The sequence below is a fragment of the Amycolatopsis sp. NPDC104819 genome (assembly GCF_055583145.1).
This window is the reverse complement of sequence record NZ_JBVJON010000013.1, coordinates 1-20,640: the sequence shown is the minus strand read 5'-3', so window position 1 is coordinate 20,640 and position 20,640 is coordinate 1. Positions and strand designations below refer to the sequence as shown.

The 20,640-nt window shown below is 71.6% G+C and carries 22 protein-coding genes; 13 read left to right on the top strand and 9 right to left on the bottom strand.

The window, feature by feature from the left end; translation table 11 throughout:
* Nucleotide 1 precedes the first annotated feature (1 nt).
* Genes ACZ63E_RS34590 through ACZ63E_RS34580 form a run of 3 tightly spaced genes read right to left on the bottom strand, consistent with a single transcriptional unit; the run spans nucleotide 2 to nucleotide 3,083 of the window.
* The gene (locus ACZ63E_RS34590) at nucleotides 2–826 is read right to left on the bottom strand and encodes a carbohydrate ABC transporter permease (protein WP_465340427.1); all 825 of its coding nucleotides are present in this window, start codon (nucleotides 824–826) and stop codon (nucleotides 2–4) included.
* A complete protein-coding gene (locus tag ACZ63E_RS34585) occupies nucleotides 826–1,794 on the bottom strand; it encodes a carbohydrate ABC transporter permease (RefSeq protein ID WP_465304447.1) in 969 nt (322 codons plus the stop codon). Before ACZ63E_RS34585 ends, ACZ63E_RS34590 begins: the two co-directional genes overlap by 1 nt.
* The gene (locus ACZ63E_RS34580; protein WP_465340426.1) at nucleotides 1,791–3,083 is read right to left on the bottom strand and encodes an ABC transporter substrate-binding protein; all 1,293 of its coding nucleotides are present in this window, start codon (nucleotides 3,081–3,083) and stop codon (nucleotides 1,791–1,793) included. Before ACZ63E_RS34580 ends, ACZ63E_RS34585 begins: the two co-directional genes overlap by 4 nt.
* A gap of 133 nt (nucleotides 3,084–3,216) precedes the next feature.
* Between ACZ63E_RS34580 and ACZ63E_RS34575 the strand changes: the two genes are divergently transcribed.
* The 4 genes from ACZ63E_RS34575 (at nucleotide 3,217) to ACZ63E_RS34560 (ending at nucleotide 8,758) form a co-directional block, all read left to right on the top strand.
* Entirely contained in the window at nucleotides 3,217–4,248 is a 1,032-nt protein-coding gene (locus ACZ63E_RS34575) for a LacI family DNA-binding transcriptional regulator (RefSeq protein ID WP_465340425.1), read from the top strand.
* Nucleotides 4,245–6,542, top strand: a complete 2,298-nt coding sequence (locus ACZ63E_RS34570) for a beta-xylosidase/alpha-l-arabinosidase (protein WP_465340424.1) — start codon at nucleotides 4,245–4,247, stop codon at nucleotides 6,540–6,542. Before ACZ63E_RS34575 ends, ACZ63E_RS34570 begins: the two co-directional genes overlap by 4 nt.
* Nucleotides 6,539–7,762, top strand: a complete 1,224-nt coding sequence (locus ACZ63E_RS34565; protein WP_465340423.1) for an SGNH/GDSL hydrolase family protein — start codon at nucleotides 6,539–6,541, stop codon at nucleotides 7,760–7,762. Before ACZ63E_RS34570 ends, ACZ63E_RS34565 begins: the two co-directional genes overlap by 4 nt.
* A gap of 225 nt (nucleotides 7,763–7,987) precedes the next feature.
* Nucleotides 7,988–8,758 carry an Asp23/Gls24 family envelope stress response protein gene (locus ACZ63E_RS34560; protein ID WP_465340422.1) on the top strand — a complete coding sequence of 257 codons (771 nt, stop codon included), beginning with the start codon at nucleotides 7,988–7,990 and terminating at the stop codon, nucleotides 8,756–8,758.
* A gap of 44 nt (nucleotides 8,759–8,802) precedes the next feature.
* On the opposite strand, the gene ACZ63E_RS34555 is transcribed toward ACZ63E_RS34560, so the two are convergent.
* Nucleotides 8,803–9,372, bottom strand: a complete 570-nt coding sequence (locus ACZ63E_RS34555) for a dihydrofolate reductase family protein (RefSeq protein ID WP_465340421.1) — start codon at nucleotides 9,370–9,372, stop codon at nucleotides 8,803–8,805.
* An 83-nt stretch (nucleotides 9,373–9,455) separates the two neighbouring features.
* Between ACZ63E_RS34555 and ACZ63E_RS34550 the strand changes: the two genes are divergently transcribed.
* Nucleotides 9,456–9,620, top strand: coding sequence for a hypothetical protein (locus ACZ63E_RS34550; protein WP_465340420.1), 165 nt, complete (start codon nucleotides 9,456–9,458; stop codon nucleotides 9,618–9,620).
* Here ACZ63E_RS34550 and ACZ63E_RS34545 read toward each other — a convergent pair.
* The 3 genes from ACZ63E_RS34545 to ACZ63E_RS34535 form a co-directional block, all read right to left on the bottom strand.
* Nucleotides 9,610–10,653 (bottom strand): alcohol dehydrogenase catalytic domain-containing protein, encoded by a 1,044-nt coding sequence (locus ACZ63E_RS34545; RefSeq protein WP_465340667.1) that lies wholly within the window; start codon nucleotides 10,651–10,653, stop codon nucleotides 9,610–9,612. The two genes, ACZ63E_RS34550 and ACZ63E_RS34545, sit on opposite strands and share 11 nt — an antisense overlap.
* A 102-nt stretch (nucleotides 10,654–10,755) precedes the next feature.
* A complete protein-coding gene (locus ACZ63E_RS34540; RefSeq protein WP_465340419.1) occupies nucleotides 10,756–11,166 on the bottom strand; it encodes a cupin domain-containing protein in 411 nt (136 codons plus the stop codon).
* 10 nt (nucleotides 11,167–11,176) lie between these two features.
* Nucleotides 11,177–11,665 (bottom strand): TetR-like C-terminal domain-containing protein, encoded by a 489-nt coding sequence (locus tag ACZ63E_RS34535; protein ID WP_465340418.1) that lies wholly within the window; start codon nucleotides 11,663–11,665, stop codon nucleotides 11,177–11,179.
* Here ACZ63E_RS34535 and ACZ63E_RS34530 point away from each other — a divergent pair.
* Complete coding sequence (locus tag ACZ63E_RS34530; RefSeq protein WP_465340417.1) at nucleotides 11,628–12,707, top strand: amidohydrolase family protein; 1,080 nt, start codon at nucleotides 11,628–11,630, stop codon at nucleotides 12,705–12,707. The two genes, ACZ63E_RS34535 and ACZ63E_RS34530, sit on opposite strands and share 38 nt — an antisense overlap.
* On the opposite strand, the gene ACZ63E_RS34525 is transcribed toward ACZ63E_RS34530, so the two are convergent.
* Nucleotides 12,704–13,291, bottom strand: coding sequence for a TetR/AcrR family transcriptional regulator (locus tag ACZ63E_RS34525; protein WP_465340415.1), 588 nt, complete (start codon nucleotides 13,289–13,291; stop codon nucleotides 12,704–12,706). The two genes, ACZ63E_RS34530 and ACZ63E_RS34525, sit on opposite strands and share 4 nt — an antisense overlap.
* A gap of 94 nt (nucleotides 13,292–13,385) precedes the next feature.
* Between ACZ63E_RS34525 and ACZ63E_RS34520 the strand changes: the two genes are divergently transcribed.
* From ACZ63E_RS34520 to ACZ63E_RS34495, 6 genes are all read left to right on the top strand, one after another.
* Nucleotides 13,386–14,672, top strand: coding sequence for a cytochrome P450 (locus ACZ63E_RS34520; RefSeq protein ID WP_465340414.1), 1,287 nt, complete (start codon nucleotides 13,386–13,388; stop codon nucleotides 14,670–14,672).
* A gap of 5 nt (nucleotides 14,673–14,677) precedes the next feature.
* Nucleotides 14,678–15,568 (top strand): alpha/beta fold hydrolase, encoded by an 891-nt coding sequence (locus ACZ63E_RS34515; RefSeq protein WP_465340666.1) that lies wholly within the window; start codon nucleotides 14,678–14,680, stop codon nucleotides 15,566–15,568.
* Nucleotides 15,552–16,394 carry an SDR family NAD(P)-dependent oxidoreductase gene (locus ACZ63E_RS34510; RefSeq protein ID WP_465340413.1) on the top strand — a complete coding sequence of 281 codons (843 nt, stop codon included), beginning with the start codon at nucleotides 15,552–15,554 and terminating at the stop codon, nucleotides 16,392–16,394. The genes ACZ63E_RS34515 and ACZ63E_RS34510 overlap by 17 nt, the downstream gene beginning before the upstream one ends.
* A 1-nt stretch (nucleotide 16,395) precedes the next feature.
* Nucleotides 16,396–17,871, top strand: a complete 1,476-nt coding sequence (locus ACZ63E_RS34505) for a flavin-containing monooxygenase (protein WP_465340412.1) — start codon at nucleotides 16,396–16,398, stop codon at nucleotides 17,869–17,871.
* Between the two features lie 27 nt (nucleotides 17,872–17,898).
* A complete protein-coding gene (locus ACZ63E_RS34500) occupies nucleotides 17,899–18,765 on the top strand; it encodes an NAD(+)/NADH kinase (protein ID WP_465340411.1) in 867 nt (288 codons plus the stop codon).
* Nucleotides 18,766–18,872: 107 nt separating this feature from the next.
* Complete coding sequence (locus tag ACZ63E_RS34495; protein ID WP_465340410.1) at nucleotides 18,873–19,562, top strand: DUF998 domain-containing protein; 690 nt, start codon at nucleotides 18,873–18,875, stop codon at nucleotides 19,560–19,562.
* 83 nt (nucleotides 19,563–19,645) lie between these two features.
* On the opposite strand, the gene ACZ63E_RS34490 is transcribed toward ACZ63E_RS34495, so the two are convergent.
* Nucleotides 19,646–20,014, bottom strand: coding sequence for a DNA polymerase ligase N-terminal domain-containing protein (locus ACZ63E_RS34490; RefSeq protein WP_465340409.1), 369 nt, complete (start codon nucleotides 20,012–20,014; stop codon nucleotides 19,646–19,648).
* Between the two features lie 104 nt (nucleotides 20,015–20,118).
* On the opposite strand from ACZ63E_RS34490, the gene ACZ63E_RS34485 reads away from it, so the two are divergent.
* Nucleotides 20,119–20,553, top strand: coding sequence for a Fur family transcriptional regulator (locus ACZ63E_RS34485; protein ID WP_465340408.1), 435 nt, complete (start codon nucleotides 20,119–20,121; stop codon nucleotides 20,551–20,553).
* Nucleotides 20,554–20,640: the final 87 nt, after the last annotated feature.

Genomic DNA, 20,640 nt, shown 5'->3' with positions numbered 1-20,640 from the left:
GTCAGCCCTTCACGGATCCGGTCAGCCCGCCGACGATGCGTCGTTCGGCGAGCACGAAGAACGCGAGCGCGGGGACCATCGACAACGCCGTGAACGCGAGCACACGGGCGGTGTCCTGGGAGTACTGGGACTGGAACGTCGCGACACCGAGCGGGAGCGTGAAGTGCGCGGTGTCGTTGAAGACCAGCAGCGGCAGCAGGTAGGCGTTCCAGCTGGTCACGAAGGCGAGCACGCCGACCGTGGTGAGCGCCGGCGCCGAGAGCGGCAGCAGGATGCGCCAGAAGAACCCGAGCCGGCTCGCGCCGTCGAGCACGGCGGCGTCCTCCAGCTCGCCCGGGATGGCGTGCATGAACGGGCGCAGGATCACGATCGTCACCGGCAGCGAGAACGCCGCCTCGGGGATCGCCACGCCCCAGAAGCTTTCGAGCATGCCCAGCTGCCGCAGCCACAGGTACAGCGGCAGCGTCGCCACCGTGAGCGGGAAGAGCAGGCCGAGCGTGAACAACGTGTAGAGCGCCTCACGGCCTTTGAACTGGTACCGCGACAGCGCGAACCCGGCCATCGAGCCCAGGCCGACGGCGACGGCGGTCGCGATCACCGCGATCAGCGCGCTGTTGCCGAGGAACGTCCAGAACGCGCCCGACCCGAGCACCGAGGCGTAGTTCCCGGTGACCCACGGCCCGGGCAGGCCCGCCGGGTCGGAGTTGATCTGCGCGTTGCTGCGGAACCCGCCGAGCACCACGAACAGCAGCGGCACCAGGGTCACGCCGACCACGACGATCGCCGCGAGGTACCCCATCGACAGCCCGAACCGGCGCGAGCGCATCAGCCCACCATCCTCGTCAGGGCGCCCTGGGTGTCGCGGCGCAGCGCGAACCGCTGGTACAGCAGGGCGAACACGAAGCAGATGACGAAGAGGATCACCGCGACGGCGGAGCCGAACCCGAACTCGTACCGCTTGAACCCGTGGTCGACCAGGTAGGTCGCCATCGTCGTCGACGCGTTCGCCGGGCCGCCCAGCGTCATGATCCACACGATGTCGAACAGCTGGAGCGAGCCGATCACCGACAGGAAGACCCAGATCCGGATGGTCGGCCCGAGCAGCGGCAGCACGACGTGCCGGGTGGTCTGCCACGCCGACGCGCCGTCCAGCGCCGCGGCTTCGCGCAGCTCGGCGGGCACGCCCTGCAGGCCGGCCAGCAGCAGGATGATGCCGAAGCCGATGAACTTCCAGGTGATCACCGCGAAGAGCGTGTAGAGCACGATGCCCGGGTCGGCCAGCCACTGCCGGACCAGGCCGCCGAGCCCGGCGCCTTGCAGCACCTGGTCGGCGAACCCGTTCGGCTGCAGCATGAGCACCCAGATCACCGCGGTGATCGCCTCGGACAGGACGTACGGCGCGAACACCAGCGCGCGCAGCACAGCGCGGCCGCGGAGCTTTCGGTTGAGCAGCATCGCCAGCCCGATCGACAGCGGCAGCTGCACCACGATCGACAGCCCGGCGATGATCAGGTTGTGCCCGATCGCGCCCTGGAACACGTCGCCGGCGAAGGCGTCGGCGTAGTTGTCGAACCCGACGAAGTCCTCGAGCGGGCCGAACCCGTTCCACTGGAAGAGGCTGTAGAACCCGGCGATCCCGATCGGCACCAGGACGAACCCGGCGAACAGCAGCAGCGCCGGGCCGAGCAGCAACGCCAGCTCGAGCCGCTTGCGCAGGCTCGAGCGCCGCTTCCGGACCGGCGCCGCCGGTGCGGGCGGTCGCGCCGCCCGCACCGGGCTGGTCGTCGTGGTCACTTGTTGCCCGCCGCGGCCTGGTTGACGGCGGCCACGATGCCTTCGGGGGTGCCCTGGCCGGCGAACATGGTGGCCACCGCGTCGTTCAGGGCCGCGCCGACCGCGGTCGGGAACGCCTTGTCGAAGTACATCTGCAGGTAGGGAGCCTTGACGCCGTAGTCGTAGACCGCCTTGAGCGTGTCGGTCTTCAGCGACTTCGCCGCCGCGCTGTTGACCGGCAGGCCGGCCCCCTGCGCCGCGAGCTGCGTCTGCACCGGCTCGGTGTTGAGGTACTGCAGGAAGTCTGCGCACGCCTTCGACGCGCGGGAGGTGCAGGCGAACCCGTCACCGCCGCCGAGCACGGCCGCCGGGTCGCCCTGCCCGCCCGCCACGGACGGGAACGGGAACCAGCCGACCTTCGAGTCCAGCTGCTTGTCGTCGGTCAGCGACGACATCGTGCCCGGCTCCCAGTCACCCTGCAGCTCCATCGCGGCCTTGCCGTTGGCGACCAGGCCGGCGGAGCTGCCCGCGCCCTGCTGGGCCGGGGTGCCGGCGAACCCGGTCTGGAACGGCTGCGTGGCCAGGAAGTTCTTCAGGTCCTGCCCGGCCTTCGTCCAGCACGGGTCCTCGAGCTTGACGGCCTTCACCGACTGCTTGAGCACGTCGGCGGAGCACTCGCGGACGGCGAAGTAGTTGTAGTAGAACGCGTCCGGCCAGCGGTCCTTGCCGCCGACGGCGACCGGGGCGATGTTCTTGGCCTTCAGCTGCGTGACGGCGGTGTTGAGCTCGTCCATGGTCTTCGGCGGCGCGGTGATCCCGGCTTGGGTGAAGAGGTCCTTGCGGTACCAGAAGCCGACGAAGTGCTGTTCGAACGGCACGCCGTACTGCTTGCCGTCGACCTGCCAGCTTTCGGCGAACTTGCCGGCCTGCGAGATCCACGGCTTGGTCGCCTCGGTGATGTCGGCGAGCTTGCCGGAGGTGACCTGCGAGGCGAGTTCGCCCGCACCCCAGGACTGGTAGACGTCCGGTGGCGTGGCCCCCTGCAGGGCGAGCGGGACCTTGGTCGGGAAGTCCTCGTTCTGCAGCGGCTGGGCCTTGATCGTGACGTCCGGGTGCGCCTGGTGGTAGTCGGTGACGACCTTCTCCCAGATCGACTTGATCGGGTCGGTGGTGCCGTTGTGCCACCAGGTGAGGGTGACCGGCCCGCTCGGCTGCGCGGGTGCTTCGCTCCCCCCGCCGCACGCCGAGAGCGCGAGCGGCACGATCGCCGCCAGCGCGGCGAGAACGGGGATTCTGCGTTTCGCAAACATCGTGGGTCCACTCCTGACGACTTCGGCCGAGTAGGACGGGGCGTCACAGCGCCCGGGTTGGCGAAGAGTTTGCTCCCGGGCAAATCGGATGTCAATCGTTGTCGATAACGTTTTCCATGGTTAGTCTGAGCCGATGCAGCCCAGTTCGAGGGTGACCATCCGTGACGTCGCGGCCCGTGCCGGCGTCTCGGTGGCCACGGTGTCCAAAGTGATCAACGAGCGCTACGGCGTCTCCGCCGCGACGCTCGCGAAGGTCCGCGCGGTGATCGAAGAGCTCGGCTACGAGGCGAGTCTCGTGGCGCAGAGCCTGCGCAACCACCGGACCAACGTGATCGGGATCCTGGTCGCCGACCTCGAACCGTTCTCCACGGAGCTGCTCAAGGGCGCGGCCGACGCCATCCGCGGCAGCGGCTTCGAGCTGGTCGTCTACTCCGCGGGCGGGCGGACCGGCGACCCGAAGGGCTGGGAAAAGCGTTACCTGTCACGGCTTTCGGGCACGTTGGTCGACGGCGCCGTGCTGGTCACGCCGGCCGTCTCGCTGGAAGCCGTGCCCGGGACACCGGTCGTCGCGGTCGACCCGCACACCGGGCCGTCCCACCTGCCGACCATCGACTCCGACAACCTGCGCGGCGCGCAGCTGGCCACCGAGCACCTGCTGGAGCTGGGGCACCGGCGGATCGGGTTCCTCTCCGGCCGGCCCGACCTCGAATCGGCGTCGCTGCGCAAGACCGGCTACCTGCGGGCGCTGGAGGCCGCGGGCGTGCCGGCCGACGAAGACCTGATCCGGATCGGCGCCTACGACCCGGAGGTCTCCGCGGCCTCGGCCCACGACCTGCTCACCGGCCCGGACCGGCCGACCGCGGTCTTCGCCGCGAACGACATCTCGGCCATCGCGACCGTCGGCGCGGCGCGCGAGCTGGGTCTTTCGGTGCCCGACGACCTTTCCGTGGTGGGCTTCGACAACGTGCCCGAGTCGGCGCTCTGCAGCCCGCCGCTGACCACCGTCGACCAGCCGATCCGCGAGATGGGCCACCGCGCGATCAGCATGCTCATCGCGCTGATCAACGGCGACGCCGTCGAGCGCACCCACGTCACCCTCGAGACCGGCCTGGTGGTGCGGCACTCGACCCGCGCCCTCCCCTCGAAGAAGGGCGGAAACCCTTGACCACGCAGCCTGCGACGGCTCCGGAGCCGTGGCGCGACCCCGCCGCCGACCCGGCCGAGCGCGTCCGCGCCCTGATGGCCAGGATGACCCTCCGCGAGAAGATCGCCCAGCTCTACGGCGTCTGGGTCGGCATCGACTCCGGCGGGGAGATGGCCCCGCACCAGCACGACTTCGTCGACGCCTCGATCGATCTCGACGACCTGGCCCGCCACGGCATCGGGCAGCTGACCCGGGCCTTCGGCACCCGCCCGGTCGACCCGGTGATCGGCGCGCGCAGCCTCGCCCGCACCCAGCGGCGGATCGTCGCGAGCAGCCGGTACGGGATTCCCGCCGTGGTGCACGAAGAATGCCTGACCGGGCTGGCCGCGTGGCAGGCGACGATCTACCCCGCGCCGCTGTCCTGGGGAGCGACGTTCGACCCGGACCTCGTCCGCCGGATGGCCGCGCGGATCGGCGAAACGATGCGCGGCCTGGGGGTGCACCAGGGGCTCGCGCCGGTGCTCGACGTCGCGCGCGACCTGCGCTGGGGCCGCGTCGAGGAGACGATCGGCGAGGACCCGTACCTGGTCGGCACGATCGGCAGCGCCTACGTCGCGGGTCTCGAATCGGCCGGCGTCGTCGCGACTCTGAAGCACTTCGTCGGGTACTCCGCTTCGCGCGCCGGCCGTAACCTCGCACCGGTTTCCGCGGGGCCGCGCGAAATCGCCGACGTCCTGCTGCCGCCGTTCGAGCAGGCGCTGCGCGCGGGCGCCCGCTCGGTGATGAACACCTACACCGACGTCGACGGCGTGCCCGGCGCCGCCGACCCCTCGTTGCTGACCGAACTGCTGCGGGACACCTACTGCTTCACCGGCACGGTGGTGTCCGACTACTTCTCCGTGGCGTTCCTGCACCGGTTGCACGGCGTCGCGGCCGACCGCGCCGACGCCGCCGGGCAGGCGCTGACCGCGGGCATCGACGTCGAACTCCCGACCATGGACTGCTACGGCGAGCCGCTGCTCGCCGCGGTGGAAGGGGGCGCGGTCGACGCCGCCGTCGTCGACCGCGCCCTCGAGCGGGTGCTGCGGCAGAAGTGCGAGCTGGGGCTGCTCGACGCGGACTGGGCGCCGGACGTGCCCGAGGAGATCAACCTCGACGAAGACGCGTCGCGTTCGCTGGCGCGCGAAGTGGCCGAAGAGTCGATCGTGCTGCTGCACAACGACGGGACGCTGCCGCTCTCCCCCGGCGGCCGGCTCGCCGTGGTCGGCCCGCGCGCCGACGCCCCCGGCGCGATGCTGGGCTGCTACTCGTTCCCGCTGCACGTCGGTGTCCACCATCCCGACGTCCCGTTCGGCGTCTCGGTGCCGACCGTGCTGGAAGCGCTGCGCTCGTCCCACGACGTCGCGTACGCGCTGGGCTGCCCGGTGACCGGCGGGGACGACGACGGGATCGCGGAAGCGGTGGCGGCGTGTTCGTCCGCCTCGGTCTGCGTGGCCGTGCTGGGCGACCGGGCCGGGCTGTTCGGCGGCGGGACGTCCGGCGAAGGCTGCGACGCGGCCGACCTGCGGCTGCCCGGCCGGCAGGAGGAGCTGCTGGAAGCGTTGCTGGCCACCGGCACCCCGGTGGTCGTCGTCCTGCTTTCCGGACGGCCGTACGAGCTCTCGCGGCAGATCTCCCGGCTGGCCGCGGTGGTCTGCGGCTTCTACGCCGGCGAGGAGGGCGCCGCGGCCCTGGCCGGTGTCCTCGAAGGACGGATCAACCCATCGGGCCGGCTGCCGGTGAGCTTCCCGGCGGCCGGCGCGGGCCAGCCGTCGACCTACCTCGCGGCGCCGCTGGGCCGCCGCAGCGAGGTGAGCACGGTCGACCCGTCCGCGCTGTTCCCGTTCGGCCACGGGCTCTCCTACGCGCCGGCGACCTGGCTGGACGTCAGCGCGACGGGCTCGGTGTGGCCGACGGACGGGGTGTGCCGCGTGCGCGTGACCCTCCGCAACGACCACTCGCGGGACACCACGGAAGTGGTCCAGGTGTACCTGCACGACCCGGTCGCCGAGGTCGCGCGGCCCGAGCGTCAGCTGATCGCGGCCCGCCGGGTCACCCTGGCCGCCGGCGCGACTTCCATGCTGGAGATCGGTTTGCACGCCGACCTGACGTCGTACACGGGTCGCGCGGGACGGCGCCAGGTCGACCCCGGCGACGTCGAGCTGCGGGTGGGGACCTCGAGCGAGCGGATCGTGACGACGCTGCACTGCACGCTGACCGGCCCGCGCCGTCTCGTCGGCTTCGACCGGGTGCTCTCCCCGGAGTTCTCCGGGTGAGACGGCCACTGCTGATCCTGCTCCTGGCCGTCCTGACAGCGCTGTTCGTGGGCGCGTCGGGCCGCCCGCCGTCGTTGCGCTGGGTCGCGACCTGGACGTCGATGCCGCAGCTGACCGAGCCGTCGAACCTGCCGCCGGCGCCGTTCACGGGTGTTGACCGGGTCTTCGAAAACGCTTCCTTGCGCCAGACCGCGCACGTGTCGGCGGGCGGGCCGCGGATCCGCCTGCGCTTCTCGAACGCTTTCGGCGGCGCTCCCCTGCCGCTGACCGCCGTCACGGTGGCGCGTCCCGTCGACGGCCGGGCCGGGGTGTCCGGCGTGGTGCCGGGCAGTGCGCTCCCGGTGACGTTCCACGGAAAGCCGTCGACGACGGTCCCGGTGGGCGCGCAGGTCGTGTCGGACCCGCTGCCGTTCCCGGTGCGCGCGTTCGAAAACGTCACGGTGACGGCGTATCTGGCCACGGGACAGGGTTCGCTGTCGGTCACTTCGCACCCGGGTTCCCGGACGACGTCCTATCTGATGCCCGGCAACCAGGTGGCCGCATCCGACCTGCCCCGCGCGACGCCGGTGGACCACTGGTACTTCCTGAGCGGCATCGAGGTGCTGTCCCCGGCGTCGGCAGCGGCGGTGATCGGCGACTCCCTCTCGGACGGCCGCGGTTCGACGACCAACGGCAACGACCGCTGGCCGGACGTCCTGGCCGCACGGGTGCCGACGGCGGTCGTGAACCAGGCGGCGGGCGGCAACCGGGTACTGCAGGACGGCCTGGGCCCGAACGTCCTGGCCCGCCTGGATCGTGACCTGCTCGCCCAGAGCGGAGTCTCATGGGCGATCGTGTTCGAAGGCGTAAACGACCTCGGCACCGCGACTCCGGCGACGGCAGCCCGGACGGCGTCGGACCTGATCGACGCGTACGACCAGATCCTGGTCCGAGCCCACGCGGCCGGAATCCAGGTCTACGGCGCGACGCTCACACCGTTCGGCGGCAACGAAGGCTACGACGCACCCGAACGTGAGGCGGCCCGGACATCGGTGAACGCATGGATCCGCGGCGGCGGCCACTTCGACGCGGTCCTGGACTTCGATCGGGTGGTCCGCGATCCGGCGGAGCCTTCGCGGCTGCTCCCGGCGTACGACGTGGGTGATCATCTCCACCTCAACCCGGCCGGGTACCGGGCGCTGGCTTCGAGCGTCCCGGCCCGGCTGTTCGAGGAACGCTGACATAACACTGTGGACTGGCCGGGCGAGGGACAACTCCGGGACAACAACGGGCCACCGCGGTAGCTGATCGCTGATCGCGACCTGACGCACAGTGAGCGCGTTATCCGTTGGGACACAAGCAAGTCTCGATGCGGGGGCCGCTGATCGAAAGCCGGGCGATGCCCCTATCATTTCGCCCGTCTGCTCGTCCCCCACCCGAAGTCGTCGCTCCCGGAAAGGGAAAACATGTCCGACGTCATCAACAGCATCTTCGGCCGCCCCAAGAACGAAACCGCCGGTTCCGGCGGGTACGGCTACAGCTCCCCCGAGCCGGTCGCCACCGAGACCGCCGTCGTCGAGCCCGCCACCGAGGAAACGGAATCCGCTCCCGAGACGGCTTCGGCCGAGGAAATCGTCGAGACCGACGCGGCCGACGGTGACCTGACCGAGAACGACGACACCGAAGAAACCGAGGACAGCGCCGAGGCGGTCGAGACCGAGGACGAAGACACCGCCGAGGTTGATGAGGACGACGAGGACTCGGCCGGGTCCGACGAGGACGCCGTCGTGGAAGAGGACGAGGACACCGACGAGGTCGCCGAGCCGGTCGTGGTGACGGCCGAGAGCGACGAGGACACCGCCGAAGAAGCCGAGGAGACCGAGCCGGCCGTGGCCGAGGAAGCGGTCGCCGAGCCGGAGGTCGCGGAATCCCGCCAGGCGGCCGGAACCCGCGGCAGCACGACGGTCGCGGACGGCGTCGTGACCAAGATCGTCACGAAGGTCACGGCGAAGGCCGAAGGCGTCCACGCCCTCGACGAGTCCGGCATCCTGGTCGACATCCTGGACGACGTCGCCACGATCACCGTCGCGGTGGTCCTCGAGTTCGGGCGCTCGGTCAAGACGGTGGCGGAGCAAATCCGCATCAAGGTGATCGAGGCGGTCGAGCAGTACCTGGGCCTCGAGGTCGCCTTGGTGGACGTCCACATCACCGACATCCACTTCCCCGACGCCGACTGACGCTTCCCCCGTGGCTCCGGCCGAGACCGGAGCCGCGGGACGGCTCAACGCCGTACGACGTAACGCAAGTGGAGCACACCCTCGTCGGTGAGCTGCCGCACCAGCTCCAGCTCGCGCCGGTCCAGTCCGGTCTCCCCGAACAAGGGGCGCCCGGCGCCGAGCAGGACCGGGACGAGGTGGATCTCCAGCTCGTCCAGCAGGTCCGCCGCCAGCAAAGCCTGAGCCGCGCCGGCGCCGTGGACCATCACCGCACGCTCGCCCGCCGCGGCGCGCGCCTCCTCGACACACGCGACCACGTCCGTGAAGAACCGCGCGCTGCCCGGCGGGACGTCCGCCGGGTCCACTTCGTGTGTCAGCACGTGGATCGGGACACCGTCGTGGTGGTCGCCACCCCACCGCCCGGCCAGCTCGAAGGTCCGGCGGCCCGAGATGAGCGCTCCCGTGGCCATCGCCTCGGCGAAGATCTGCCCGCTGGCGCCGTCACCGTGGCGGTGGTCCAGCCAGTCGAAGAGCCGGCCACCGCCGGCGCCGAGCTCCTGACCGGGGCGGTCGTCCGGGCCCGCGACAAAACCGTCGAGCGACATCGTCATGTACAGCCGGACCGGACCGGTCATCGTAGGGCCTCCCTGGGCTCGCCGTCATAGAAGCGTCGAACGAGTCCTGACAGGATCGACAGGACGGCGAAGATTCGACTTACGTGCGGAAGAGCTCGACGGGCTGGGCCACGACCAGCTGCACCTCGCGCGTCAAGGTGTTCATGTTCGACCGCTTCACCGGCGACTCCGCCGAAGTCCGGGAACACCTCGGCAGGCTCGCGAAGCACATCGAAGTCGAGGTCGTGCGTGACGCGCTCAGGGAGTGATGACCACCTTCAGCGCCGAGTTCGCCGCAGCGTTGGCGAACACCTCGTACGCTTCGTCCATCTGAGCAAACGTGAACCGGTGGGTTCCCATGCGCTCGGCCGGGATGCGGCCCGAGGACACCATCTTCAGCAGCGTCGGGATCGACACCGTGTCGACCAGGCCCATCGTGAGCGTCAGGTTCTGGATCCACATCTCCTGCATCGGCAGCTCGACCGGCACCCCGTGCACGCCGATGTTCGCGATGCGGCCGCCCGGGCGGACCAGCGATGCCGCCGTCAGGAGGGTCTCCGGGTAGCCCACCGCCTCGATCGAGACGTCCACGCCGAGGCCGTCGGTCAGGGCCTGGACGTCGGACAGAACGCCGGGGCCGGCTTCGAACGCGTCCGTTGCGCCGAACTCCAGGGCCTTCTCCAGGCGGAACTTGTTGGAGTCGACCGCGATCACCTTCGACGCGCCCCACAGGCCCGTGGTCAGGATCGCCGCCAGGCCGACCGCGCCCGCGCCGACCACCGCCACCGTGTCGCCCGGGCGGACGCGGCCGGCCAGGACGCCCACCTCGTAGCCCGTCGGGAGCGAGTCGGCCAGGAAGATCGCCTGTTCGTTCGTGACGTCGTCGGGTACCGCGTACAGCGACGTGTCCGCGTAGGGCACGCGCACCAGCTCGGCCTGCGTGCCGTCGATGAGGTGGCCGAAGATCCAGCCGATCCCGCCGACCGTCCGGCAGTGGGACGGCATCCCGCGGCCGCAGTACTCACAACGCCCGCACTGGGTGATGGCCGGGACGAGCACCCGGTCGCCGACCGCGAAGGCGCGGACCGCGTCGCCCACCGCCGTCACCGTGCCGACCGCCTCATGGCCGAGGATCCGGCCGTCGGTGACCGCGGCGACGTCGCCCTGCAGGATGTGGAGGTCGGTGCCGCAGATCGTCGTGGTGTCGACGCGCACCACGACGTCGGTGGGCTCCTGGACGGTGGCGTCCGGGACGTCTTCCCAGGCCTTCGCGCCCGGACCGTGGTAGACCAGCGCCTTCATCGTCGCCTCCGGCGTGCCGCCCGGCATCGGCGTCCGGGCACGGCCGCCCACCGACGGTAGGACCGCCACCGCCGTCCGGCTGTCGCAATTCGAGACAGCGCCTCAGGTGTTGCGGGCCATGAAGGTCTTCGCGTCCCCGGCCGAAGGGTCGACGAACACGATGTCGTCCGGGCGGCGGCGCGGCACGTCGATCGCCAGCACCACCAACGGCTCGGAGGCCACCACCGGGAAGCCGTGGACCTTCCGCCGCTCGAAGCACAGGAACATCCCCGGCCGCGCCTCGAACTCCTCGCCGTCGAGGTGGAACGTGCCGCCGCCGCTGAGGATGTACAGGTGCTCGTCGCACTCCTCGTGGTAGTGCAGCGGAACCTCGCGGTAGATCCGGAAGATCCGCGCGCTCGCCGACGGCTTGTCGACGAAGTACTTGTCCACCAGCATCGTCGTCGCGGTGGCCGGCAGGGCCGCGGCTTCGGCGTGGACGTCGAACACGCTCTGGCTGTTGTCGCTTTCCATGAACCGCAACCTACCGCCGGTACAGCGGCAGCAGGACCTCGTCGACGATCGCCTCGACCTCCGCCGCCGGCACGGCGCCGGTCTCGATGTGCTCGACGATGACCAGGCGCGGCCCGACCGCGGCCGACCGCGCGGTGACCGCCGAAGGCCGCGCCTCCCCGCGCGAGACGGCTTCCGCGAGCACCGCCACGATCAGCTCCTGACGCGGGCGCAGCACCAGCGCCCGGATGCGCTCGAATAGCTCCGGGTGCCGGTCCCGCTGCGTGATCAGCGGCCGCAGCGCCCGGCCGTGCGGTTCGTCGAGCACCCGGGCCAGCCCGCCGAGCAGCACCACGAGGTCACCGCGCAGCGAGCCGGTGCGCGGCGGCGGAGTCTGTTCGAACCCGGCGACCGGGTCGGTGAGCGCCGCGAGCACGAGGTCCGCCGGCGCCGACCAGCGCCGGTAGAGCGCGGCCTTCCCGGTGCCGGCGCGGGCGGCGATCTTCTCGAAGACCGCCATCACCGACGTCCGGGTGTTCGACGGCGCCGGGCTCACCGAGCCGCGGACCGTCGTGATCGACGGCGCCGTCCTCGGCACCGACCCTTCCGGCGCACGGACGGTCGACGGCGAAGGGCACGTCCTGCTGCCCGGGCTCATCGACGCCCACATCCACCTCGACAGCCGCGACAACCTGGAGCGGCTGACCCGGCACGGCGTCACGACCGCCCTCGACATGGCCACGGCGGACATCGAGCTCCTCACGTCCCTACGGAACCAGCCTGGGCTCACGGACATCCGCAGTGCGGGCCTGCCCGCGATCGGCCCGGGTGGGCCGCACGCGCGCGTGCTCGGCCTGCCCGCCGAGGCCATCGTCACCGATCCTGCCCGGGCCGCGGAGTTCGTCGCGGCGCGGGTGGCCGCCGGGTCCGACTACCTCAAGATCGTCCTGGAGGCGCCCGGAGACGGCGGCCCTGAGCTGCCCGCCGCCCGGGCGCTGGTCGAGGCCGCGCACGAAGCCGGGCTGCGGGTGGTCGCGCACGCCGCTTCGGCCGGGGCGTACACGATGGCTTTGGACGCGGGCGCCGACATCCTGACCCACGCGCCGCTCGGCGTTCCCGTCGCAGCAGACGATGTCGAACGGGCGGTCGCCGCACGGCGGGTGGTCGTCCCGACCCTGGTCATGATGCAGGGCCTGGCGTCCGGGTTCGGCTCACCGGAGGCGTACACCGGCGCGCGGCGGTCCGTGGGCGAGCTGTACCGCGCAGGTGTGCCGATCCTCGCGGGCACGGACTCCCACACCCAGCCCGGCCTGCCTTCCCAGGTGGCGCACGGCGAAAGCCTGCACACCGAGCTGACCCTCCTCGTCGAGGCGGGCCTGTCCACAGTGGACGCGCTGCGGGCGGCCACCGAGCTGCCGGCGCGGCACTTCGGCCTGACCGACCGGGGCCGGATCGAGCCGGGCCTGCGCGCCGACCTGGTCCTCGTCGAAGGCGACCCGGTCGCGGACATCCACGCCACCCGCACGATCACCCGCGTCTGGTGCGCGGGCGTCGAGCACTAGGCCGGGCCCAGCAACGCCAGGGACGCCCGGACCGCCACCTCGGTGACGTCGCCGGCGCGGCCGCCGTCCTCGACCGTCGTGGCGATCAGCTCGCGCAGGCCGCCCAGGAGCATGATCGCCAGCTGCCGCGACGGCGGGCTGATCCCCGCCGCGCGCAGCTCGGGTGTGTCGGTCAGCCGGTGCGTCATCGCGATGAACCCTTCCATCGCGTCGCGCTGCAGTTCGCGGGCCGGGGCGCCGAGGGCCGGGACGTCGCGGATCCAGCTCAGCGTGATCGCCGGTTCGGACTCCGCGCAGGCGATCCACGCCTCGATCGCCTGCCGCACCTGGTCGGCCCACGGGGCCCGGGGGTCGACGGCTTCGGAGATCCGGCGGATCATCTCGCGGTTGGCGTCGGCCAGCAGCGCGACGAGGCATTCTTCCTTGCCGGCGAAGTGTTCGTAGAAGGTCCGGCGGGACGTGCGGGCCTGGCGCACGATGTCGGCGACCGTCGTGTCGCGGAAGCCGTCCGCGGTGATGGCCGCGGCGAGGCCGTCGAGCAGCCGCTGCCGGAACCCGCCGGCCACGGGAGCCGTTGTCGTCACCGTCGCCACGCTATACCCCTCCTCTTGAAATCGAATGGTACACCGGCGTACCGTACCGACGGTACGTTCGCGTACCACCTTTCCGGGAGGGTCGATGACGACCATGACGAGGCCGGTGGCGCTGCCGCCGGGCCCCACCGCACCGCGCGCCGTCCAGGGCGCCTACGCGCTGACGTTCCCGCTGCGCGGCATGCGCCGCCTGCGGGCGCGCTACGGCGACGCCTTCACGGTGAACGTGCCGATCTTCGGCAACGCCGTCGTGATCAGCGGCCCCGCCGAGATCAAGCAGCTGTTCACCTCCGGGCCGGACCTCGTCGACAACCTCGAGGTCAACCTCGGGCGGGTGCTCGGGCCGCGGTCGATGTTCGCCCTGTCCGGCGACGAGCACAAACGGCAGCGCAAGCTGCTGGTGCCGCCGTTCCACGGCCGCCGGCTCGCCGCGTACGAAAAGATCGTCGAGGAAGAAACCGTCCGGGAGCTGGAAACCTGGCCCGAAGGCCGCGCGTTCGCGACGCTGCCGTCGATGATGCGGATCACCCTCAACGCCATCCTCCGCGCGGTGTTCGGCGCCGAAGGGGCCGAGTTCGCGCAGCTGCGCGAACTGCTCCCGCCGTTCGTCACCCTGGGCTCGCGGCTGGCGGTCGCGCCGATCCCGAAGAAGGGCCGGTTCAACCCCTGGCGCCGCTTCGAGGCGATGCGCCGCGAGTACGACACGATCGTCGACCGGCTGATCGCGAAGGCGCGCCCGGACGGCGACGACGTCCTCTCGATGATGCTGCAGACGCGCTACGACGACGGGTCCGGGCTGAGCCGCGACGAGATCGCCGACCAGCTGCTCACCCTGCTCACCGCCGGGCACGAGACCACGGCGACCACGCTGGCCTGGGCCGTCGAACGCCTCCGCCGTCATCCCGCGCTCCTGAAGGAGCTGGAAGAGGCGACGGACGGGAAGCTCCTCGACGCGAGGATCCTCGAGGTCCAGCGCGCCCGCCCGGTCATCGACCTCACCGCCCGGCAGGTCAAGCAGGACGGCTTCCAGCTCGGCCGGTGGACGCTGCCGAAGGGCTACAACGTGCTGGTCAGCATCGCGCTGATCCACGACGACAACGCGGTCTTCCCGCACGCGGCCACCTTCGACCCGCACCGCTTCGCCGGCGCGCGCCCGGACCTCTACCAGTGGATCCCGTTCGGCGGTGGCACCCGCCGGTGTCTCGGGGCCGCGTTCGCGACCATGGAGATGTCCGTCGTCCTGCGCACCCTGCTGCGGGACTTCACCCTCGTTCCGACGGCGGAGCCGGACGAACGCTGGCACTCCCGGGGCGTCGCGTACGCCCCGGCCAAGGGCGGCCGCGCGGTCGTGCGCCGCCGGAGCACCGGATGAGATTCGTGACCGAACAGATCGCCGACGCCGGCCGGGGGATTTCCCTGGCCTGCGAACGGATCGGGGACGCGGGCGCCGAGCCGCTGGTGCTCGTCGCCGGGCTCGGCCAGCAGCTGCACAGCTGGCCGGACGCGTTCTGCGCCCGGCTCGCCGAGCGCGGCTTCGAGGTGATCCGGTTCGACAACCGTGACGCCGGCCGCTCGACGCACCCGCGGTTCCGGCCGGCGAGCCTGCCCGCGATGTTCGCCGGGCGCTTCCCGGCGGAGCAGTACGACCTGAAGGACATGGCCGCCGACACCGTAGGCCTGCTCGACGCGCTGAGCCTCGACCGCGTGCACATCGCGGGCGTGTCGATGGGCGGCATGATCTCCCAGACCGTCGCGGCGCTGCACCCGGACCGCGTCCGGACCCTGACGTCGATCATGTCGACGACCGGCTCCCGGCTGATCGGCCGCCCGGCGTTCTCGACGTTGCGGCTGATGGGCGCGAAGCCGCCGAAGTCGCGCGAAGAGGCGATCGAAAGCGCCGTGACGATGTTCCGGCACATCGGCTCGCACGGCTTCCCCTTCGACGAGCCGTGGGTCCGCGAGACGGCCGGGACGGGCTGGGACCGCGACCCGACGGCGGGCGGCGTGGGCCGTCAGCTCGGCGCGATCCTCAAGTCCGGCAACCGGACGGCGTGGCTGAAGCGGATCACCGCGCCCACGCTGGTGATCCACGGCGACCGCGACCGGATGGTCCACCCGACCGGCGGCGCGGCCACCGCGCGGGCGATTCGCGGCGCCCGCCTCGAAACCGTCCCCGGCATGGGTCACGACCTGCCGGAAGGCGCGTGGCCGACCGTCCTCGACCTCATCGACAAGCACGTGAGGAGCAGCGATGTCACGGCCCCGTAGCATCACCGGCCGGCCGGTGGTCATCACCGGCGCGGCGTCCGGCATCGGCCGGGCGCTGGCGACGCGGCTGTCGCGGCTCGGCTCGCCGGTCGCCCTCGCCGACGTCGACGAGGACGGGCTCAAGGCCACCGCCGCGGCGCTGCACGGAAAGGTGCTCACCCGCGTCCTCGACGTCCGTGACGCCGCCGACCAGCTCCGGTTCGCCGAAGAGGTGCGCGAGTGGCTCCCGGCGCCGCTGGCAGCGGTGTTCAACAACGCCGGGGTCGCGGTGACCTCGACCGTGCTCGACGCCGTGCCCGAGGACGACGACTGGCTGCACGACATCAACTTCCACGGCGTGGTGCACGGGACGCGGGCGTTCCTGCCGATCCTCGTCGAGCAGGGCGAAGGCGCGATCGTGAACACCTCCAGCGTCTACGGCCTGCTCGGCGTGGCCCACCAGAGCGCCTACTGCGCGGCGAAGTTCGCCGTCCGCGGCTTCACCGAGTCGCTGCGCCAGGAGCTGCGCGGTTCGGCGGTCCGCGCGATCACCGTGCACCCGGGCGGCATCACGACCAACATCGCCCGCAACGCCCGGATGCGGCAGGACCCCGAGGGCCTGGGCCGCACGAAGGAGCAGATGGCCGCGCAGTTCGAGGCCGTCACGATGACGTCGCCGGACAAGGCGGCGGAGGTCATCCACACCGGCGTCGACCGCGGGAAGGCCCGCATCCTCGTCGGCCCCGACGCCCGGCTCTTCGACGCGCTCGCGCGTGTCACCCCCACCCACTACAACGCCATGCTCTCGCTCCTGCTGAAGCGCCTGCGGCGAAAGGAGGCCGCCTGAGATGACCGACCACGTCGACGTGCTGATCGTCGGCGCCGGGTTGTCCGGCGTCGGCGCGGCCCACCACTTGCGGACGGCGTTCCCGCGCCGGACGTACACGATCCTCGAGGCCCGTGACGCCATCGGCGGCACCTGGGACCTCTTCCGCTACCCCGGCGTGCGGTCCGACTCGGACATGCAGACGCTCGGGTACCGGTTCCGGCCGTGGACCAGCGAGAAGGCCATCGCGGACGGGCCGTCGATCCTGCAGTACGTCCGCGACACCGCCACCGAGGCCGGGATCGACCGGCACATCCGGTTCGGGCACCAGGTCGTCCGTGCGGAATGGTCCACAGAGGACGCACTGTGGACGGTCGACGCCGTGCACGACGGCGAGCCCGTGACGCTCACCGCGAAGTTCCTCTACCTGTGCAGCGGGTACTACGACTACGCGGGCGGCCACACGCCGGAGTTCCCGGGGCTGGAGCGGTTCGGCGGCACCGTCGTGCACCCGCAGCACTGGCCCGAGGACCTCGACTACACCGGCAAGAAGGTCGTCGTGATCGGCAGCGGCGCGACCGCGGTCACGCTGGTCCCGGCGATGACCGACCGCGCGGAGCACGTGACGATGCTGCAGCGCTCCCCCACCTACATCCTTTCGCTGCCGTCGGAGGACGCGCTGGCCAACCGGCTGCGCGGGCTGCTGGGCGCGAAGCTGGCGTACCCGATCGCGCGCTGGAAGAACGTCGCCGTGAGCACGCTGATCTACCAGCTCAGCCGCCGCCGGCCCGGGGTGGTCAAAGCGATGATCCGCAAGGCGGCGATGAAGCAGCTGCCGCCGGGGTACGCCGTCGACACCCACTTCAAGCCGCGGTACCAGCCGTGGGACCAGCGGCTCTGCCTGGTGCCGGACGGCGACCTCTTCCGCTCGATCAAGCGTGGTGACGCCTCGATCGTCACCGACCGGATCGCCGCCTTCACCGAACGGGGAGTGCGCCTCGAATCGGGTGACGAGCTCGAAGCCGACGTCGTCGTCACCGCCACCGGGCTGAAGCTGCTCGCGTTCGGCGGCATCGAGCTCGTGGTGGACGGCGAGCCGGTGAAGCTGCCGGAAACCATGGCGTACAAGGGGATGATGCTCAGCGGCGTGCCGAACTTCGTGTTTACGATCGGGTACACGAACGCGTCGTGGACGCTGAAGGCCGACCTCGTCGGCGAGTACTTCGTCCGGCTGCTGCGCCACCTCGACCGGCAGGGGTTCGACCAGTGCGTGCCGGTCAACGACGACCCGGCCGTCACCGAGCGGCCGCTGCTGGACTTCGACGCGGGGTACGTGCTGCGGTCGATCGACGAGTTCCCGAAGGCCGGGTCGCGGGCGCCGTGGACGCTCGGCATGAGCTACGCGCACGACGTCGTCAAGCTGCGGCACGGCCGGATCGACGACGGCGCGCTCCGGTTCTCGCGGCGGCGGGCGGGAGCGGGCAGACTGGGCGCATGACGCTCGCTCCCGACCCGGCCCGCTGACATGCACTCCGCGGGCCTGGTCCTGCACCCCCGCCGCGACTCCGCGGCCGCCGTCGACGCCGTGCTCGGCTGGGCGGGCAACCGGAACATCGAGATCCTCGGCATCGCCGACGAGATCGTCCGGCTCAACTGCGCGGCGATCGGGGTGACCCCCGAAGAGCTCGGCCGCCGCTCCGACCTGGTGGTCAGCCTCGGCGGCGACGGCACGATGCTGCGCGCCATGCGGCTGGCCGACGGACAGCGCGCGCCGGTGCTCGGGGTGAACCTCGGCAAGCTCGGCTTCCTCGCCGAGGTCGACGTCCCCGACCTGCCCGGCGCGCTCTCGGCCATCGACGACCACCAGTTCACGGTGGAGCCGCGGCTGGCCGTGGACGCCGTGCTGGAGGGCCGGAAGATCACGGCGTTCAACGACATCGCCGTGGTCCGCGTGCCCGGCGACGGCAGCGCGGTGGTCGCGGTGCGCGTCGGCGGCCAGCCGTTCGTGAGCTACTCGGCCGACGCGGTGGTCGTCGCGACCCCGACCGGCTCGACGGCCTACAGCTTCTCCGCGGGCGGCCCGATCACCAGCCCGGCGGTGGAGGCGCTGCTGGTCACGCCCGCGGCGCCGCACTCGGCGTACAGCCGCGGGGTGGTGCTGTCGGTGCACGACGAGGTGTCCCTGGAGATCCTGCCGACCAGCGGGCGGCTGGCGGTGGAGGTCGACGGCCAGGTCGCGGGCTACGTCTCCCCCGGCGACCGCCTCGACCTGCGCGGCCGGCCCAGCGCCGCCCGGGTCGTCCGGCTCGGGATGACGACGTTCTACCAGCGGGCCCGGCGCAAGCTGCGGCTGACGGACTCGGCGGAGATCCCGCAGGACGGCGAGCACTGAGGCCTGCGTCACATCTCGGCCGGGCTTCACGCTGGTCACGGAACGGTCACGGTAGCGTCCGCGGCTTGCGCCTGAACCAGCCGAGCCGTCCCGGAGTGTCTTAACGCATGTTGTGCCCTTCACCGGTCCGTCCCCGCCTCCGCGCCCGCCTGCTCGTGCCGGGCGCGCTGGCCGCGTTCGCCGTCGCCGTCGTCCTGCTCGTGGTGCTGCACCTCGACCGGAGCCTCGCGCCGCTCGACCCGGTCAGCTCGATGCTCAGCGACTACGCGCTGAGCCCCGGCCGCGGGTTGTGGGACGGCGCGCTGATCCTCACCAGCACCGGCTCGGCGCTGTTGCTGGTCGCGCTCTACCGCCGCGGCCTGCTGGCGAACCCGGCGCTGGTGGCGGCGAAGGCGCTGTGGTGCGTGAGCCTGGTGGCGGTGGCGATCTTCGCGAAGGACCCCCAGGGCGGCGCGATCACGGCGACCGGCAAGATCCACCTGTACGCGTCGGCGGTGACGTGCCTGAGCCTGCCGATCGTCGGCTGGGCCCTGGGCCGCCGCCACCGCGACGACCCCCGCTGGCGCCGTTTCGCGTCCTGGTCACGGCGGCTCGCCCTGGCCGCGATCCCGTTCTACCTGCCGTTCATCGTCCCGTTCGCGGTGAACGTCGTCTTGGGCGGCCACCTGCCGACGGTGGCGACCGGGCTGGTGGAGCGGTTGATGATGGTGCTGGAGATCGCGTTGCTGGCGGTGCTGGGCCAGTGGGCGCACCGAGCTATGCGGCCTTCTCAGGTGCGCGTTTCGTCGGCGGCGTGACGTCGACGCGGAGGCGGCTTCGGCCAGCTCGCGGTCGCTCTCGCCCGTGAAGTCGTAAAGAGTCGCGCCGACCCGCGAATTTGCTACGCCTGAACCGAGGCCTGTCCCGGCTGATCCCGCGTCCGATGCAGCAGCCAGTCCCGGTCCGTGCGGATCAGCGCATACCGCACCGCACCCGCCCGGCCGTGCAGCGTGAACAGGATCCGCTTCTCCGTCCGGTCGTGCTCCTCCCACCAGCCGGTGTCCGCGATCTTCTTCGTCTCGTCCTCGTACGCGAGGTGGTCGAGCGCGTGGTCCGGCACGGCGACCGCGAGCCGGTTGCCCGCCGCGTCCGGGGGCATTCCGCGGGGCACCGCCCACGAGCGCAGCACGCCGTCCTCCTCGAGGCGGAGGTCGAAGTGGTGCCGGGGGCGCCAGTGCTCGTGCAGCACGAACGCCGGTCGCTCGCTCACTCCCCCACGATGCCAGACCGGGCGCCTCTACCCGTTTTCGCGCCCGCAAAACCGTCCATCCGTGGACTTGACCGGTTCCAGAGAAGGGCGCACGGTGGGGAGTCATGAGCGATGCGGCGTCGAGCCTGCGGGCGGCGGGCTTGCGGGTCACCGCGCCCCGCCGGGCCGTCTTGACCTGGCTGACCGAGCATCCTCATTCCACTGTGGACGCCATCGGCACCGGCGTCCGGGAACTGCTGGACTCCGTGTCCACCCAGGCGATCTACGACGTGCTGGGCGCGTGCACGGAAGCCGGCCTGGTCCGGCGGATCGAGCTGCCGGGCCACCCCGCCCGGTTCGAGCGCCGGGCCGGGGACAACCACCACCACGTCGTGTGCCGGCGGTGCGGGCGGACCGAGGACGTCGACTGCGCGACCGGCGCCGCGCCCTGCCTCACCCCCGGCACCGCGCACGGCTTCACCATCGACGAGGCGGAAGTGGTGTTCTGGGGCATCTGCCCCGGGTGCGCCGCCCGCCCCGCGGAAAGAGGAACGTTGTGACGCAGATCCGACCCGAACCGACCACCACCGACGCCGGCATCCCCGTCGAAAGCGACGAGCACTCCCTCACGATCGGCCCCGACGGCC

Excerpts from the sequence above, each read along its gene's own strand:
- ACZ63E_RS34580 (WP_465340426.1), bottom strand. The coding sequence starts at position 3,083 with ATGTTTGCGAAACGCAGAATCCCCGTTCTCGCCGCGCTGGCGGCGATC.
- ACZ63E_RS34555 (WP_465340421.1), bottom strand. The coding sequence starts at position 9,372 with ATGACCGGTCCGGTCCGGCTGTACATGACGATGTCGCTCGACGGTTTT.
- ACZ63E_RS34540 (WP_465340419.1), bottom strand. The coding sequence starts at position 11,166 with ATGGAAAGCGACAACAGCCAGAGCGTGTTCGACGTCCACGCCGAAGCC.
- ACZ63E_RS34520 (WP_465340414.1), top strand. The coding sequence starts at position 13,386 with ATGACGACCATGACGAGGCCGGTGGCGCTGCCGCCGGGCCCCACCGCA.
- ACZ63E_RS34545 (WP_465340667.1), bottom strand. The coding sequence starts at position 10,653 with ATGAAGGCGCTGGTCTACCACGGTCCGGGCGCGAAGGCCTGGGAAGAC.
- ACZ63E_RS34535 (WP_465340418.1), bottom strand. The coding sequence starts at position 11,665 with ATGGCGGTCTTCGAGAAGATCGCCGCCCGCGCCGGCACCGGGAAGGCC.
- ACZ63E_RS34495 (WP_465340410.1), top strand. The coding sequence starts at position 18,873 with ATGTTGTGCCCTTCACCGGTCCGTCCCCGCCTCCGCGCCCGCCTGCTC.
- ACZ63E_RS34510 (WP_465340413.1), top strand. The coding sequence starts at position 15,552 with ATGTCACGGCCCCGTAGCATCACCGGCCGGCCGGTGGTCATCACCGGC.
- ACZ63E_RS34575 (WP_465340425.1), top strand. The coding sequence starts at position 3,217 with ATGCAGCCCAGTTCGAGGGTGACCATCCGTGACGTCGCGGCCCGTGCC.
- ACZ63E_RS34560 (WP_465340422.1), top strand. The coding sequence starts at position 7,988 with ATGTCCGACGTCATCAACAGCATCTTCGGCCGCCCCAAGAACGAAACC.
- ACZ63E_RS34485 (WP_465340408.1), top strand. The coding sequence starts at position 20,119 with ATGAGCGATGCGGCGTCGAGCCTGCGGGCGGCGGGCTTGCGGGTCACC.
- ACZ63E_RS34500 (WP_465340411.1), top strand. The coding sequence starts at position 17,899 with ATGCACTCCGCGGGCCTGGTCCTGCACCCCCGCCGCGACTCCGCGGCC.
- ACZ63E_RS34505 (WP_465340412.1), top strand. The coding sequence starts at position 16,396 with ATGACCGACCACGTCGACGTGCTGATCGTCGGCGCCGGGTTGTCCGGC.
- ACZ63E_RS34590 (WP_465340427.1), bottom strand. The coding sequence starts at position 826 with ATGCGCTCGCGCCGGTTCGGGCTGTCGATGGGGTACCTCGCGGCGATC.